This is a genomic window from Escherichia sp. MR, assembly GCF_005280595.1.
Taxonomy (GTDB): Bacteria; Pseudomonadota; Gammaproteobacteria; order Enterobacterales; family Enterobacteriaceae; genus Escherichia; species Escherichia ruysiae.
Map to the genome: position 1 here is coordinate 1 of NZ_SZVK01000036.1, position 14,419 is coordinate 14,419.

Here is a 14,419-nt window from a genome sequence, read left to right on the forward strand (position 1 = left end):
ATCGGTGGAGCTGCATGACAAAGTCATCGGGCATTATCTGAACATAAAACACTATCAATAAGTTAGAGTCATTACCTCCTGAGATGATTATATTACTTTTTAAGTTATAGCAAAAAGCACCGCTTCGTGTTGTGGCAAAAAAAGTGTTGGCAGAAATAAATTTATCGGCCCCTTTTTCGACAATATAGTCAATGCTGAAAAAGGAGCTGAGTCAATCATCATTGATTTATTTTCAGAGACTTGAGGCGATAAAAAAGCACATCCGCTGTGACTTATTTCACATCATCCTGCTAAAAAATATGCTTACCGAATAGATCAACAGGCAAACTTCTTACGTTGATCCTTTTCAGGTCATTTTTTACGTGCCAGCATAGTAGCGAAACGCAGTTTAATACGATTACCGTTGGCATCGGTGCGGTGTAATTCACCGACATCTTCATTGTATTTCAATAAATCCCAGCCTTCATAATAACGACGTAGCTCTCCCTCTTTGAAGGCAAACGGAAAGCCGACGGTACATGGAAAATCAGTAGTATCCATCGCAGCCACAATCAGGTTGTAACCGCCAGGTTTAGTGCAACGTTGCATATTGCCAATCAGCCCTGGGATGGTTTTCGCCTCCAGGAACATCAGCACCACAGTAGAAAGAATAAAATCGTACTGTCCATCAAACGTGAGGCTATTCAGATCGACAACCTGAGTACGTAAATTTTCCAGATTTTCAATGGCTTTAATGCGCTCAACGTTGGCAATACTCATGGCATTTTTATCCCATGCGTCAACATCATAACCATTGGCTGCAAGGTAAAGACTGTTACGACCATTGCCACAGCCCAAGTCCAGCGTTTTCCCCGGTTTAACGATTTTCACCGCTTCCAGAACTTCGGAGTGTGTGCGGGTGAGTTCGTATTTGTTAGTAAAGTAGTTTTCGTCACGAATGATCATTCTTTGTCCTCGGATTTCATTAAAACGGCGCGCTCAGTTCTGATTAACAATTTTCCCTGCATCAGAAGCGCGAAAGTACGGATGAGCAGTAATGCAATAATAAAATTGGTAAAGATAAACAACGGCACCGCCAGCGTATGGAAAAAACCATTATCGCTACCGCTTCCCAGATGCAAACCGGTGGTAGCCAGCGCGGAAACACCGAACGAAAAACTCCAGAATGAGGCATTAAACGGCTGTGAGAGATACCACGGCATCAGGCGCAGCATAAACAGTAATTGCAGCAGCCCATAGCCAAAGAGCATTTTCGCCAGCGTGTCCCCCTCGCCGCCGTTGACGCTTAACCAGGCACTACAGGCCACCAGAGCCGGAGCGAGTTGAATGCCAAGCGATGTCCGCAGCGCCGTGGGTAATTCTCCCGAGCTGCGCAGTCGTTGAAGGATCACCGGTTCAAGGCTTAACCAGGAGAAGACGCCAGCGCCTAAAAATACCAGTCCGGCATCGGTATAACCCAGCGCACCGCAGGCCATCGCGCTGATAAAGTTATTGGCAACCGTCGGCAAATAAAGCCCTGGTGTCGTCGCTTCTTCTGGGTGAGAACCACGCCATAATCCGGCAGTTTGCCAGGCAGCGTAAACCAGTTGAATCACTACCCCAACGCTGAACAGACACACCGCCAGCGTGCGAAACCACGGGACAAAACCAATCGCCACCAGCATCGTCGTTGCCGGAAACAAACTCACAAAACTGCTCATCACCGGATGGCGAACTTCCGCCAGCACGCTTTGCGGAAAGCGCATCAGTCGGGTAATGAATGCGGTGGTCAATAATCCCCAGATGATCATCGCCAGAATCACCAGCCCATCCCCCAACCAGTGACTAACCTGCCAAACCTGGCTGGCATAGCGCCAGGCAAATCCCATCCCTATCGTCCCCAACACAATGCCAAAATAACCTGCCGGTAAATTGAGCACTTTATCGCTCTGCATCTTGTTACTCATTTTGTTTAATTTATAAAGTATATTTGAAATGCATTTTATGGAAATTTCTCAAACATAGCCAGAGTCGCAGAATTTGCTACGGTTATAGTAAGTCACCTGCGGGAAAACGCTATGCGCAAATATCGTCTAAGTGAAGAGCAACGAGCCTTTAGTTATCAGGAAGATGGCTTCAAAAAAAGTGTGCTATTACGGCAGATTATTGCCATAGCCGATTTTAATGATGTGATAGCAGGGACGGCTGGTGGTTGGATCGATAGCGAAACTGTGCTGGCGCAGGAAGGTAATTGCTGGATTTACGACCAGAATGCTCTTGCGTTCGGCGGAACGGTGATTTCCGGTAATACGCGTATTACCGGCGCCAGCGTGCTATGGGGAGAGGTTTGCACGACGGATAACACCTGGATCGATAACAGTGAAATCAGCCAGGGCGTCCATGTAAGTGACAGTGTCACCATTCGTGATTCAATAGTTTGCGGTCAGTGCAGAATTTTTGGTCAGGTCTGTATCGATCAACATTCAATGATCGTCGCCACACAAGGCTTAACGCCCGACCACCATCTTCTGCTACAAATTTATGACCGCGCCAGCGTCAGCGCCTCACGCGTTGTCCATCAGGCGCAAATTTATGGCGATGCCGTCGTCCGCCATGCTTTTATTGAGCATCGTGCCGAAGTTTTTGATTTTGCGCGTATTGAAGGTAATGAAGAAAACAACGTCTGGCTGTGCGACTGTGCGAAAGTCTACGGTCACGCACGTGTGATTGCCGGAACTGAAGAAGATGCGATTCCAACAATTCATTACAGCTCACAGGTGGCGGAATATGCCATTGTAGAAGGCAATTGCGTGTTAAAACATCATGTCCTGATTGGCGGAAATGCCGTTGTGCATGGCGGTCCGGTTCTACTTGACGATCACGTTATAATACAAGGAAAGAGCCGTATTTCAGGTGCGGTAATGATTGAAAACCATGTGGAGATAACCGACCACGCCGTCGTTGAAGCCTTTGGTGGCGACACCATTCATGTCCGTGGTCCAAAAGTCATTAACAGTGAGGAACGTATTACGCGAACGCCGCTGGCTGGGTTATTGTGAATCGATAATGCGCGCGTATAAATTCACATCATCATAGACATCATTCAGGAACTCAGCCTGTTTCAGGCAACCTTCCAGGCTAAAACCATTGCGCAAGGCAACCTGGTTGCTTTGCGGGTTGTCCACCCGACATTTGATCACAAAGCGTCTAAGTTCACCAGACTGGGCGTAATGGTGAATCAATGCCTGTAGCGCCTGAGAAATGATCCCCTGTCCCTGATGGGATTCGTCCAGCCAGTAGCCGATTTCGGCGGTTTTATTTAGCGGTTCAATTCGATTAAAAGAGATAACGCCGACGAGTTCATTTTCTTTGAAGATCATGAACATTTTGGCGTAACCGCGTTGATGCAACATCATATTACCCTGCACCGTTTTTCGCGTGTCCTCTTCGCTGTGAACAAACTGCGGCCAGTTTAGCGACTGCTGTAACCAGTTTTTATTTTTGCAGGTTAACTGATAAAGAGGTGTGACGTGACTTTCTGCAACGGCATGTAATTCAAGTGAGTCGCTTACTTTTATCGTTTCAGTCATCTTATCTCCTGTTACTCTTTGCAGTCGTTAAAAAGCCGCCTGGCAGGCGGCTTAGGAAAGTTTACACCTCTTTGACGCTCTCCTGTTGCAGGATTTTAAGCATCTCATCCTTCATTTGTAATTTCTGTTTTTTCATGCGAGCGACTTCCGCATTGTATCCTCGACCGTCAGAGCCTTCCTTTCTGGCAATTTCATGATCAAGTTTATTATGTTTATCAAACAAGGACATAAAGCGAGGATTTTCGTTTTTCAGACGGGATATTAAATCTCGATATTCTGGAAACATACGCACTCCCTGTTAGTGGCTGACAACGTGTATATGGAATATACAACATCAGATTACCCATTTAACTTGAGGAAAAATGCGAGCGGGATCGTGTTTAACCAGACGGCACCCTCCCGGAAGAAGGTGCCTAAAAAATGAAGATTAGTTCATCACGCGATCGTCAACATACTGGCGCTTATCCGGTGCTGGAGGGAAATACTGATACAGCCATGTTTCACTGATGGCATCGCCCTGGCAGCGCAAATACATACGCATATCGACCGGATCAGTTGAGTCCGAAGTCGGATACCAGTCAAACTGAATACGGTAACCATCAATCGGCTCAATGTAGAGAATTTCTATTTGTTTCGCTTCACCACTGGAAAGTGTGATAACAGGCTCAATCCCTTTCGGCGCAGCCGCTTTCAGATCACCACCGACAAAATCGACGGCAAAACGACGAGCCCATTTTTCCGGATAATGTTCACCTGGCGCCCAGCCTTCCGGGAAGCCTCCCATGCCGGTACGCGTCGCCATAACTCGTGCTAATGGACAATGAACGGGAGGCTGTGCACTCCAGTAAAGACGATACTGAAACGCCAGTTCGTCGCCCGCTTTGATTGCTTTCTCTGGTTGCCAGAAACAGACAATATTATCCAGCGTTTCTCCCGTCGTCGGGATCTCCATCAAACCGATAGTGCCCTTACCCCACTTGTTACGCGGTTCCACCCACAGACTTGGGCGTTTGTTATACCAGCCCATAATGTCCTGATAATGGGAGAAATCACGATCCAGCTGCAACAAGCCAAACCCTTTTGGATTGTTATCGGTATAGGCATTGAACTGCAATTTCTGCGGATTATTCAGCGGACGGCAGATCCACTCGCCATTGCCCCGCCACATGGAAAGACGGTCGGAATCATGGATTTGCGGATGAATGGTGTCGCACATACGACGTTCGTTAGTCCCGCAACTGAACATACTGGTCATCGGCGCGATGCCCAGTTGTTTAATGTCTTTACGCGCATACAGGTGATTTTCGACATCCATAATCACCTGGTTCTTCTCACAGTGGATGGTGAACTTGTAAGCACCAGTAATGCTGGCGCTATCGAGCAACGCATAAACGGTAAAAGTGGTCGCGCCAGGTTTTACCGTATCGAACCAGAAGGCGGTAAAGTCGGGGAACTCTTCTTTGCTGTCGGTGTAAGTGTCGATCGCCAGACCACGCGCCGACAAACCGTATTGATAAGTGTCATCAACGGCACGGAAATAACTGGCACCGAGGAAAGAAACCACGTCGCGGCGCGCCAATTCCGGTGCTTTAAATACACGGAATCCCGCAAAACCGAGATCGCTTTGCCCTTCTAATTGTTTGGTATCAACACCCGCATCGTTGTATTTAAACAATTCCGGACGGAAGTGTATTTCGCGCGCCAGATGTGTTGCTGGATCAACAGAGAACATGCGAACGCGGCGGCGAAACCCCATTCCCATATGGAAGAACTGAGCGTCCAGTTGGCGGTTCTCAACGTTATGCCAGAGTGATTTTTCGGCGTCATACTGAATGCTGTTATAAGCCTGCGGCGTCATCGTCGCCAGCGTATCGGGTAACGGGCGCGGCGCACCACGCCACGCTGTTTGCGCTAAGTCGTGCGCCATTGACTGTAAAATAGAGAAGTCAAAACGCTGGGTTTGCCCGTCGGCAATATCAGATTCTGCTGCGAACGCAGCCTGAGAAAAAAGAGAAGCAATGCCGCTAGTCCCGCACACGGCGGCCATAGCCATTGAACCTTTAATAAATCGTCTACGATCCATACCTGAAAGTGAGTCCTTCTGGTGTAGTGAATGGTCCCGCGCTGGTCGTATTCAGCGGCAAGAAAATGCTTATTAATGACCGCTCACTCTAGACAATATTTATTAATAATCCAATTGTTGAACTCAGAGAATATGCATAAATCGGCAATTTTTTTCTGTCGATGGGATGAGCCTGATTCGTTTGTAAAATCAGGCAAATTTTTGCAAAGTCGGTTGGACAGAATTTAAAGCAAACCACAGCGGCGTTTACTGCGTTCTTCCGCTTCCTGGTACAACTGAAACTCATCAAATACCGGACACCCCAGCGCCAGTTCAAAAGCCTCCCGGCTGGCATTACCGTGACTGCGCATTTGCGTTTCATTACCCAGATTCGACTGGAAGATCCCCGCAGCACTAACCGGCAGGAAATCCTCATAGGTAATAGGTTGCGCCACTACCCAACCACGTTCGATCAAAGGTTGTGGATCGTCTCCGGGATGGATCGCCTGACGATGCGCCTCACCCGATGGCGTCAGGCGATAGCGAAACCATGCCAATCCCTGCTGGCGCATCAGAAATTCACTGTCCGGAAAGGCGCTGAAGGTTTCCTGCAAATGCAGTTGGTGAGTGAGATTATCCTGTCCGATTCCGGCGTTACGCAGAAGCTCATCATACAGTTGCCGTCCTTTCGGCGTTAATGCCACACCACGTTGCTCTATCTCACCAAAGCGTGCGGTATGCGTTCCCTGCTTTTGCCCTGCAAACAACACGGTCTCTTCCAGCGCCTTAAAACTGGTCTGGCGCAGTAAAATCGGCACCTCGCGGCGCGGCGGCCCTTCGATCAGAATTTTGGGTTCAATACCGCATTCGGGCATCATCGACTGCACCCGGTCAATGTCGAGCGTGCGTGGCGTCAGGTGGTTAATATGGCAGCCAGGAAAACAGACCACATCAGCAATCAGTCGATGTTCGTTGTGCAACGCGCGATAGGTTTCTTCATCTACTGTTGCTGACTGATGCCAGCGAAACGTCTCCAGGACTTCCTGCACAAACTCCCGCGCCTGAGCTTTGCTAAAGCCGCCCTCCCGATCATATACATCTAACAGTTGCCGACAACGCGGGGTAAAGATATCGCGCTGATGTAAAATCTCCGCCGCCTTCTGGCGCAAGGTTTCGTTTTCGATGAGTTCAAGGCGAAGTAATGAGGTAAAAATCCGGAAAGGATTACGCGCCAGCGAGGCATCATCGATAGGACGAAATGCTGTGGAATGTACCGGCACGCCCGCCTGCGAGAGATCGTAATAACTGACCGGATACATCCCCATAATGGCAAATATCCGCCGTAGAGTGGCAAGCTCTTGTGCGGTGCCGACGCGAATCGCCCCATGACGTTCAACGTTAAGTCGCGCCAGTTCGTCCGCATTTACCATTTTTTCATGCAATTGGGGATTGTTTTCCAGCACAGACAGATTGACGTCAGCCACCAGTTCCAGCAGCGTACCGTACTGTGGAACTTCTTGCTGATACATGGCTGACATAGCCTGCGAAAACTGTTCCCGAATCTCATCCGCCGTGATGCTGTTCGCCATAATCTCTGCCTCCAGTGGTCAGTAATCTGGAGTGTAGGTAACCACATTTACTCTGGTGGGAAGAATTTACAAACTGTGATCTCCCCACGAAATCAGTAAAACCACGCCTGAAAACGTAACAAAATTGCTTTATATGTTAATAATATTTTGCAATCAAGTTATCATAATCAAACAACTTCACTTGTCAGCGGCACCGCTTCGTTTTTAACATCGCTTATGGAAAAAAATAGTCTGTTTAGTCAGCGCATCCGTTTGCGCCACCTTCATACTTTCGTAGCTGTCGCACAACAAGGAACTTTGGGGCGCGCGGCTGAAACCCTTAATTTGAGTCAACCTGCGCTCTCTAAGACATTGAATGAACTTGAACAATTGACAGGCACCCGCTTATTTGACCGTGGACGTCAGGGCGCGCAGCTCACCTTACCTGGCGAGCAATTTTTAACCCATGCAGTCAGAGTACTTGACGCCATCAACACCGCAGGTCAGGCGCTTAATCGTAAAGAAGGGCTTAACAATGATGTTGTAAGGGTTGGTGCGTTACCCACTGCTGCACTGGGGATCTTGCCTTCCGTTATTGGTCAGTTTCATCAGCAACAAAAAGAGACCACTCTGCAAGTTGCCACCATGAGTAACACCATGATTCTGGCAGGCTTAAAAACGGGAGAAATTGATATCGGTGTTGGCCGGATGTCAGATCCTGAACTGATGACCGGGCTTAATTACGAATTGCTGTTTCTCGAATCGCTGAAACTGGTTGTCCGGCCTAACCACCCGCTTCTTCAGGAAAACGTGACGCTAAGCCGGGTACTGGAATGGCCGGTTGTCGTATCGCCGGAAGGCACTGCGCCCCGCCAACATTCAGATGCGTTAGTACAAAGCCAGGGCTGCAAAATTCCTTCGGGTTGTATTGAAACGCTTTCAGCATCGCTTTCGCGTCAGCTTACGGTTGAATATGACTATGTGTGGTTTGTCCCTTCTGGCGCAGTAAAAGACGACCTGCGTCATGCCTCGCTGGTGGCGCTGCCTGTTCCGGGACATGGCGCAGGCGAACCGATTGGAATACTGACCCGCGTAGATGCAACGCTCTCTTCCGGCTGTCAGCTAATGATTAACGCAATTCGGAAATCAATGCCATTCTGAAAGGTGAAGGGATCTTGCGATCCCTTCTTTGACATTATCACGCCGTTGCCAAACTAACCGAGTTGCCTGCCCCTCGTTGATCCACAGGTAACGATTGTTTCTTCAGGCGGAATACATCCACAGCCTCAGTTAATCGTGTCGCCTGCTCTTCAAGCGACACCGCCGCTGCAGACGCCTCCTCCACCAGAGAGGCATTCTGTTGTGTTACTTTATCCATTTCAGAAATCGCCTGGCTAACCTGCGTTATTCCCCTGCTTTGCTCATCCGAAGCAGCGGCAATTTCCTGCATGATATGTGTGACGCTCGCCACTGCATCCACAATGGCACTCATCGTTTTACCTGCTGTTGCCACTTCATCAGCCCCTTGTCCAATCAACTCAACTGATTCGCTGATTAAGCCTTCAATTTCTTTCGCTGCCTGGGCGCTGCGACTGGCAAGTGTACGCACTTCGCTGGCAACAACCGCAAATCCGCGACCTTGCTCACCAGCTCGCGCGGCTTCAACGGCGGCATTGAGCGCCAGAATATTTGTCTGGAAAGCAATACTGTTGATCACGGCGGTGATTTCGGAAATTTTTTTCGAGCTACTGGAGATATCGCCCATCGTTTTCACCACGCCGGAAACTGTCTTCCCGCCATCGCTGGCTTTAACGGAAGCCTCTTGTGCCAGACGGCTCGCGTGGTGTGCATTATCCGCATTCTGTTTCACCGTCGCGGTGAGTTGCTCCATGCTGGCAGCGGTTTGTTCAATCGCCGCCGCCTGTTCTTCAGTGCGTGAAGAAAGGTCAGCATTGCCAGCGGAAATTTCGCTGGTGCCGCGATAAATCTCCTCCGCCCCCTGGCGTACCGTCCCGACGGTCATCACCAGCGAATGCTGCATTTTCTGTAGATGGCGGCTCAAACGTCCAATTTCACTGCGCCCCGTCGGTTCGTCGTTCATTGTCAGATCGCCACTGGCGATTTGTTCAATACGGTGCGCGGCATGTTGCAGAGGTCGAATCACAATCCGACGCAAAACAATGAAGGTCATCAGCGTCATGACCAAGGCAAGCATAAACGCACCTATCATAAACATCACACCCAGTCGAGTGCGCTGATGCGCCTGCTCCGCCAGGTGGTTCGCTCTGGCGCTACGTATTTCAACGGCTTTGTTTAATATATGGGTATAAGCATTATCCAGCGTTCGGATATGCTCACTTTCATGATTAATAATCGCTTCAAACATGCCATTTTTGGCATATTTCAGCATAGGCTGGAGGCCAGTTATATAAGCCTGAAAACGTTGATTTAATTCAGCGTTCAGAGCTTCATCTGCAGCCGTTTTCACCTGGCGATTCTGGTAAGTACGATAACCTTGCTGCGATTGTTTAATCTGCAATTCCGCTTGTGCGATATTTCGCTTCATCTCTTCCATTTCTGCGATACGGCTCGCCGCCCCGGCCTGAATCATATTGATCCGGGCTGAACGCAGATAATCAGAGCTATTTGCCAGACCGGTGCGAGTCTGGATCTCCGCAGTAGCGTCACGCTGATCGCGGTCAGCCTGCCAGAGAAAATACCCAGCCAGAGCTGAACTCAGGGCAAAAAGAAGTAATATGCCGCCCAGAATACAGGCAAATAGCGGAACCAGCCTGATGTGATATAAAAAACCTAAGCGGTGTGAGGGTGTTGTATGCATGGTCGTTGTCTCTCTTCCAGATTTACTCCCGAGAGAGAATCATCGGCAATCGGTGGTAATTACTTACGACCAAAAACGTTTTCACTTCACATTTTTACAACATGTTATGCGTTAAGAGATCATCGGGCGCTGCAATGAATAAACTGGCGAATAAGAATGCTTTGTGAGGTGTATTGCGTGAAATTCTGGAAAGCGTTACGCAATTCCGTAAAGTGATTATTTCCCTGCTAAGAGAAACCACATAGGATGCTCGCGGGTGCCTGAGACTTTCTGTTTTCAGGCTAACCGGGAATCAGAAAGACGAAGGCCCCGACCGATATTTCTATCAACCGAGGCCGACGAATGAACCCAACAATTCAGATGTTAGCCTCTTACCCGCCATCCGGCAAGGAGAAAGGCTATGAAGCGCAACCCTCTGGTGGTGTGTCTGCTCATTATTTGTTTCACAATACTGGCATTCACACTTCTGACCCGACAAACGCTCTACGAACTGCGGTTCCGGGACGGTAATAAGGAGGTGGCGGCTCTCATGGCCTGTAAGTCCAGGTAAGGGCCAGCGCGGGGAGTTTTCCCCGCGCATCTGGCTGGCAGGTTCATTTTCTCATGGCACCCCTTTTCATACTGCAATCGGAACCTGGCTCGCATTTAATCCTGTCGTTTATGTTATCTGATTAAAATTTGCCGGAAATCGTCACGCAATTCCGTAAAGTGATTATTTCTCTGCTAAGGGAAACCACATAGGATGCTCGCGGGTGCCTGAGACTTTCTGTTTTCAGGCTAACCGGGAATCAGAAAGACGAAGGCCCCGACCGATATTTCTATCAACCGAGGCCGACGAATGAACCCAACAATTCAGATGTTAGCCTCTTACCCGCCATCCGGCAAGGAGAAAGGCTATGAAGCGCAACCCTCTGGTGGTGTGTCTGCTCATTATTTGTTTCACAATACTGGCATTCACACTTCTGACCCGACAAACGCTCTACGAACTGCGGTTCCGGGACGGTAATAAGGAGGTGGCAGCTCTCATGGCCTGTAAGTCCAGGTAAGGGCCAGCGCGGGGAGTTTTCCCCGCGCATCTGGCTGGCAGGTTCATTTTCTCATGGCACCCCTTTTTTCCTTTCAGTTAGTACATGTCTTTTTCGATGCGCTGATAGATCCATCGTTACAAACAAATTTGCCACCAGCAGTACAGTGGGATATCCCACCTTTCGAACCAGAACACGGCTTGCGCCCGGCATCGGCATAAAACGAAACAAGCATTCCCACAAACAAGATAAGTGCAATTTTTTTCATATAACCTCCATTGTTTACCAAATTTTATGTTCGGTATAAAAGTTATACGCTGGGTGGATTTGATTTCACTTAGAGAGATCAAAAATTGAGGAAATTGGATTTCAATCTTAACTGAAAGATAAATTGGTTAAATATAATCCAGATAAACACATAAAGGCTAATTATGGTTTTATTTGTCATACAAATAAATATAATAGATGCTTCCGATGTAGACCCGTATTCTTCGCCTGTACCACGGGTCTGGTTTAGTACAGGCGCTTTCTTTTATTGTCGTCAGGAACGCTTACGCGGCATCATGCGCAGAAGCGTGTTGTCCTTCCAGAAATAGTGGTGTGCCAATGCAGCAGCAGCATGTAGCCCGATAACGAAATATCCCAAATTTGCCAGCGTTTCATGCCACGACTTTAAAATATCCACCAGATCGAAATTTGGCTCTGATGTGTAAGGCATCGTTACACCGAACGCAAACCAGGGATTGCCACGGTTATACATCATCACGATACCAATCAGTGGCAACGCGATAAACAGCAGGTAAATGACCAGATGCCCAAGATGCGCAAGCCCCGTCATCATCGGTTTCGGTTTAGGCACAATTGGCGGGGTTGGGTATTTCAGTCTTAGCACAAGACGAAGCACCATTAGTACGAGAATCGAAATGCCGCAGGAAACATGGATCATGTTGATGAGCGGCCGATCGGCTCGCGGGAAAAAGCCACGAAACTCCATTGCGCAATACGCTGCAATAACCAGCAAAAAGACCAGCCAGTGAATGCCAATTTGTAACCTTGAATATTTCTTTTCCATAACATTTCCTGCTTTAAAACAATTTTCCGTTAACATAACCAGCTTTTCTTAAAATTTCATTAAATATTGTTCGCCCTTTTTCAGTACGTTACGTTTCGCTGCACGAATGTAGATTGCTCATCCCGCCATCCTGGTCTAAGCCTGGAAAGGATCAATTTTCACCCAAGAGTTCCTTACAGGAGAAAACCATGAGTAAAGTTGGCATTAACGGTTTTGGTCGTATCGGTCGACTGGTGTTGCGTCGATTACTTGAGGTCAAAAGCAACATAGACGTTGTCGCTATTAATGATCTCACATCACCGAAAATTCTCGCCTATCTACTGAAACACGATTCAAACTACGGCCCGTTCCCCTGGAGCGTTGATTTCACAGAAGACTCACTTATCGTCGATGGGAAAAGCATTGCGGTTTACGCCGAAAAAGAGGCAAAAAATATTCCGTGGAAAGCAAAAGGTGCAGAAATCATTGTCGAATGTACAGGCTTTTATACCTCTGCAGAAAAATCACAGGCGCATCTGGATGCTGGCGCCAGGAAGGTACTGATTTCCGCCCCTGCCGGTGAGATGAAAACTATCGTTTATAACGTCAATGACGACACTCTGGATGGCAACGACACCATTGTTTCCGTGGCGTCATGCACCACCAACTGTCTTGCGCCGATGGCCAAAGCCTTGCACGACAGTTTCGGAATAGAAGTCGGCACGATGACGACTATTCATGCCTATACCGGCACCCAGTCACTGGTGGATGGTCCGCGTGGTAAAGATCTACGCGCTTCACGTGCGGCGGCAGAAAATATCATTCCTCACACCACTGGCGCGGCAAAAGCCATTGGCCTGGTGATCCCGGAACTGAGCGGCAAACTGAAAGGCCATGCGCAGCGTGTACCCGTGAAAACAGGTTCGGTCACCGAACTGGTGTCTATTCTCGGGAAAAAAGTCACTGCCGAAGAGGTGAACAACGCGCTTAAAAAAGCGACAAACAATAACGAGTCATTTGGTTATACCGATGAAGAAATAGTCTCTTCCGATATCATTGGTAGCCATTTCGGTTCGGTGTTTGATGCCACGCAAACGGAGATTACCGCCGTGGGCGATCTACAACTGGTGAAAACAGTCGCCTGGTACGATAACGAATATGGGTTTGTTACCCAGCTTATTCGCACTCTCGAAAAATTCGCCAAACTCTGACAGATACAGGCGGAGAAAAATGCCTCCGCCTGTTTTACACATTATGACTGTAAATAGACTACCTGGGTTTGAAGGTACTCATGCAAGCCATGTTTACCGGTCACTAGAGCAGGCGACATTTTGTGGGCAATAGGAAGAACGGGAAGTTCCACGGCAGAATACCGGTGGTCACGCCAAGAGCACGTTTAAACAGAATAATATGATCGCTTTGAATAATTTTTCCCTCATAACGCCACGCCCACTTCGATTTCAGCCAATTGCTGGCTCTTGCCCCCTTACTCGACAATCAGCGTACTGATTTCTCTGGCGCGTTCGCGGTATTGAAGTTTAACCCGTTAAAACAATCAGATTGATGCTCAAAAGGATCTCAAGAAGATCCTTTTGAGTTTTCTAATCGTTATGCCCTACCAGTTACCATACGGATAGGTTTTCCCTTTGATGAAATCTGGTGTCTTTCCGTAATAAACATACCCGTTAGGATGTTTCGTTACCCCTTTGCATATCAGCATATCATCCCCCGTCAGGGTAAGCTGCCGTGCTGGTTGCTGGAGTACGGATGGGTTCCCGTTATCCTCAAGCCAGATCCGTACAGTACCGCCTGGAGCAAGACCAACAGCCATTCGCTTCCGGTAGTAAGGTTTACCAGGATGATACGGGTCAGGATATGCCGTAGCCATCTGCTGCCACGTCTCCCGGCTGAACCAGATCTCCGTTTCATACGCTTTCTTGTCGATAACCGAGTCCCAGCACACCGTCATTCGTACCGGCAGTGCTTTTCCCCGGTTAAAATACCCGCCATACCCCCCTATCAAATCATGCCAGCGCCCGACACTCAGATCACTGATGTCCATAGGATCTAACCGACGGAAGATACTTTCCCGAATATCCCCGTCCTCCAGGTACACCATCGTCACTAGTGCAGGCAGATTTTTCGGGTATATAAAGCTAAAATTCCAGTTATCGTAAGGCAGCTTCTTTCCCCACTGCTCCACGCCGTCTCCCAGCAGCGTCTTTACGCCTGCCCGGCGGTCATGGCAGCCTGAAAGCAGAATGCCCCCCAGCACGGCCACCATCAGCGGTAATCGTCTCATCCC

At 48.6% G+C, this 14,419-nt stretch carries 16 protein-coding genes and 1 pseudogene; 6 read left to right on the forward strand and 11 right to left on the reverse strand.

Annotated elements, in window-relative coordinates; genetic code table 11:
• On the forward strand, positions 1 to 61 hold a 61-nt coding region (locus FC814_RS23555), incomplete at its 5' end, for an IS1 family transposase (protein ID WP_071528444.1).
• 290 nt (positions 62 to 351) lie between these two features.
• Here the strand turns inward: FC814_RS23555 and tehB are convergent.
• Together tehB and tehA are read right to left on the reverse strand one after the other, a co-directional pair.
• Complete coding sequence (gene tehB, locus FC814_RS15200; RefSeq protein ID WP_000586748.1) at positions 352 to 945, reverse strand: tellurite resistance methyltransferase TehB; 594 nt, start codon at positions 943 to 945, stop codon at positions 352 to 354.
• Positions 942 to 1,934 carry a dicarboxylate transporter/tellurite-resistance protein TehA gene (gene tehA / locus FC814_RS15205; RefSeq protein WP_105280927.1) on the reverse strand — a complete coding sequence of 331 codons (993 nt, stop codon included), beginning with the start codon at positions 1,932 to 1,934 and terminating at the stop codon, positions 942 to 944. The genes tehB and tehA overlap by 4 nt, the downstream gene beginning before the upstream one ends.
• Before the next feature lie 123 nt (positions 1,935 to 2,057).
• On the opposite strand from tehA, the gene ydcK reads away from it, so the two are divergent.
• Positions 2,058 to 3,038 (forward strand): YdcK family protein, encoded by a 981-nt coding sequence (gene ydcK / locus FC814_RS15210; RefSeq protein ID WP_085460739.1) that lies wholly within the window; start codon positions 2,058 to 2,060, stop codon positions 3,036 to 3,038.
• On the opposite strand, the gene rimL is transcribed toward ydcK, so the two are convergent.
• The 4 genes from rimL to FC814_RS15230 all read right to left on the reverse strand — a co-directional run bounded on the left by rimL (position 3,030) and on the right by FC814_RS15230 (position 7,220).
• A complete protein-coding gene (gene rimL, locus FC814_RS15215; protein WP_000140870.1) occupies positions 3,030 to 3,569 on the reverse strand; it encodes a 50S ribosomal protein L7/L12-serine acetyltransferase in 540 nt (179 codons plus the stop codon). The two genes, ydcK and rimL, sit on opposite strands and share 9 nt — an antisense overlap.
• A 61-nt stretch (positions 3,570 to 3,630) precedes the next feature.
• Positions 3,631 to 3,855 carry a YdcH family protein gene (locus tag FC814_RS15220; RefSeq protein WP_010351400.1) on the reverse strand — a complete coding sequence of 75 codons (225 nt, stop codon included), beginning with the start codon at positions 3,853 to 3,855 and terminating at the stop codon, positions 3,631 to 3,633.
• Positions 3,856 to 3,996: 141 nt separating this feature from the next.
• Complete coding sequence (gene opgD, locus FC814_RS15225) at positions 3,997 to 5,652, reverse strand: glucan biosynthesis protein OpgD (RefSeq protein ID WP_000375980.1); 1,656 nt, start codon at positions 5,650 to 5,652, stop codon at positions 3,997 to 3,999.
• 224 nt (positions 5,653 to 5,876) lie between these two features.
• Positions 5,877 to 7,220: a VOC family protein gene (locus FC814_RS15230; protein ID WP_137326143.1), complete on the reverse strand. Its 1,344-nt coding sequence runs from the start codon at positions 7,218 to 7,220 to the stop codon at positions 5,877 to 5,879.
• A gap of 216 nt (positions 7,221 to 7,436) precedes the next feature.
• Here FC814_RS15230 and FC814_RS15235 point away from each other — a divergent pair, with 216 nt between their 5' ends.
• Positions 7,437 to 8,360: a LysR substrate-binding domain-containing protein gene (locus FC814_RS15235; protein ID WP_000414570.1), complete on the forward strand. Its 924-nt coding sequence runs from the start codon at positions 7,437 to 7,439 to the stop codon at positions 8,358 to 8,360.
• Positions 8,361 to 8,397: 37 nt separating this feature from the next.
• On the opposite strand, the gene FC814_RS15240 is transcribed toward FC814_RS15235, so the two are convergent.
• Positions 8,398 to 10,038 carry a methyl-accepting chemotaxis protein gene (locus FC814_RS15240; protein ID WP_000557617.1) on the reverse strand — a complete coding sequence of 547 codons (1,641 nt, stop codon included), beginning with the start codon at positions 10,036 to 10,038 and terminating at the stop codon, positions 8,398 to 8,400.
• A 400-nt stretch (positions 10,039 to 10,438) separates the two neighbouring features.
• Between FC814_RS15240 and FC814_RS15245 the strand changes: the two genes are divergently transcribed.
• Positions 10,439 to 10,588: a type I toxin-antitoxin system Hok family toxin gene (locus FC814_RS15245; RefSeq protein ID WP_024165206.1), complete on the forward strand. Its 150-nt coding sequence runs from the start codon at positions 10,439 to 10,441 to the stop codon at positions 10,586 to 10,588.
• A 346-nt stretch (positions 10,589 to 10,934) separates the two neighbouring features.
• Positions 10,935 to 11,084: a type I toxin-antitoxin system Hok family toxin gene (locus FC814_RS15250; protein WP_024165206.1), complete on the forward strand. Its 150-nt coding sequence runs from the start codon at positions 10,935 to 10,937 to the stop codon at positions 11,082 to 11,084.
• A 73-nt stretch (positions 11,085 to 11,157) separates the two neighbouring features.
• On the opposite strand, the gene FC814_RS15255 is transcribed toward FC814_RS15250, so the two are convergent.
• Positions 11,158 to 11,331: a hypothetical protein gene (locus tag FC814_RS15255; protein ID WP_000717309.1), complete on the reverse strand. Its 174-nt coding sequence runs from the start codon at positions 11,329 to 11,331 to the stop codon at positions 11,158 to 11,160.
• Between the two features lie 273 nt (positions 11,332 to 11,604).
• Entirely contained in the window at positions 11,605 to 12,135 is a 531-nt protein-coding gene (gene cybB, locus FC814_RS15260; RefSeq protein WP_010347364.1) for a cytochrome b561, read from the reverse strand.
• Between the two features lie 188 nt (positions 12,136 to 12,323).
• Here cybB and gap point away from each other — a divergent pair, with 188 nt between their 5' ends.
• Positions 12,324 to 13,325 (forward strand): type I glyceraldehyde-3-phosphate dehydrogenase, encoded by a 1,002-nt coding sequence (gap, locus tag FC814_RS15265; protein ID WP_000048677.1) that lies wholly within the window; start codon positions 12,324 to 12,326, stop codon positions 13,323 to 13,325.
• Positions 13,326 to 13,420: 95 nt separating this feature from the next.
• Here gap and FC814_RS15270 read toward each other — a convergent pair.
• Positions 13,421 to 13,642 (reverse strand): annotated as a pseudogene (locus FC814_RS15270) (aldehyde dehydrogenase family protein); the annotation flags it as partial.
• Positions 13,643 to 13,729: 87 nt separating this feature from the next.
• Complete coding sequence (locus tag FC814_RS15275) at positions 13,730 to 14,416, reverse strand: DUF2931 family protein (RefSeq protein ID WP_001253647.1); 687 nt, start codon at positions 14,414 to 14,416, stop codon at positions 13,730 to 13,732.
• Positions 14,417 to 14,419: the final 3 nt, after the last annotated feature.

Bases quoted from the DNA above. Each gene is read 5' to 3' on its own strand.
- tehB (WP_000586748.1), bottom strand. From the start codon at position 945: ATGATCATTCGTGACGAAAACTACTTTACTAACAAATACGAACTCACC.
- tehA (WP_105280927.1), bottom strand. From the start codon at position 1,934: ATGCAGAGCGATAAAGTGCTCAATTTACCGGCAGGTTATTTTGGCATT.
- ydcK (WP_085460739.1), top strand. From the start codon at position 2,058: ATGCGCAAATATCGTCTAAGTGAAGAGCAACGAGCCTTTAGTTATCAG.
- rimL (WP_000140870.1), bottom strand. From the start codon at position 3,569: ATGACTGAAACGATAAAAGTAAGCGACTCACTTGAATTACATGCCGTT.
- FC814_RS15220 (WP_010351400.1), bottom strand. From the start codon at position 3,855: ATGTTTCCAGAATATCGAGATTTAATATCCCGTCTGAAAAACGAAAAT.
- opgD (WP_000375980.1), bottom strand. From the start codon at position 5,652: ATGGATCGTAGACGATTTATTAAAGGTTCAATGGCTATGGCCGCCGTG.
- FC814_RS15230 (WP_137326143.1), bottom strand. From the start codon at position 7,220: ATGGCGAACAGCATCACGGCGGATGAGATTCGGGAACAGTTTTCGCAG.
- FC814_RS15235 (WP_000414570.1), top strand. From the start codon at position 7,437: ATGGAAAAAAATAGTCTGTTTAGTCAGCGCATCCGTTTGCGCCACCTT.
- FC814_RS15240 (WP_000557617.1), bottom strand. From the start codon at position 10,038: ATGCATACAACACCCTCACACCGCTTAGGTTTTTTATATCACATCAGG.
- FC814_RS15245 (WP_024165206.1), top strand. From the start codon at position 10,439: ATGAAGCGCAACCCTCTGGTGGTGTGTCTGCTCATTATTTGTTTCACA.
- FC814_RS15250 (WP_024165206.1), top strand. From the start codon at position 10,935: ATGAAGCGCAACCCTCTGGTGGTGTGTCTGCTCATTATTTGTTTCACA.
- FC814_RS15255 (WP_000717309.1), bottom strand. From the start codon at position 11,331: ATGAAAAAAATTGCACTTATCTTGTTTGTGGGAATGCTTGTTTCGTTT.
- cybB (WP_010347364.1), bottom strand. From the start codon at position 12,135: ATGGAAAAGAAATATTCAAGGTTACAAATTGGCATTCACTGGCTGGTC.
- gap (WP_000048677.1), top strand. From the start codon at position 12,324: ATGAGTAAAGTTGGCATTAACGGTTTTGGTCGTATCGGTCGACTGGTG.
- FC814_RS15275 (WP_001253647.1), bottom strand. From the start codon at position 14,416: ATGAGACGATTACCGCTGATGGTGGCCGTGCTGGGGGGCATTCTGCTT.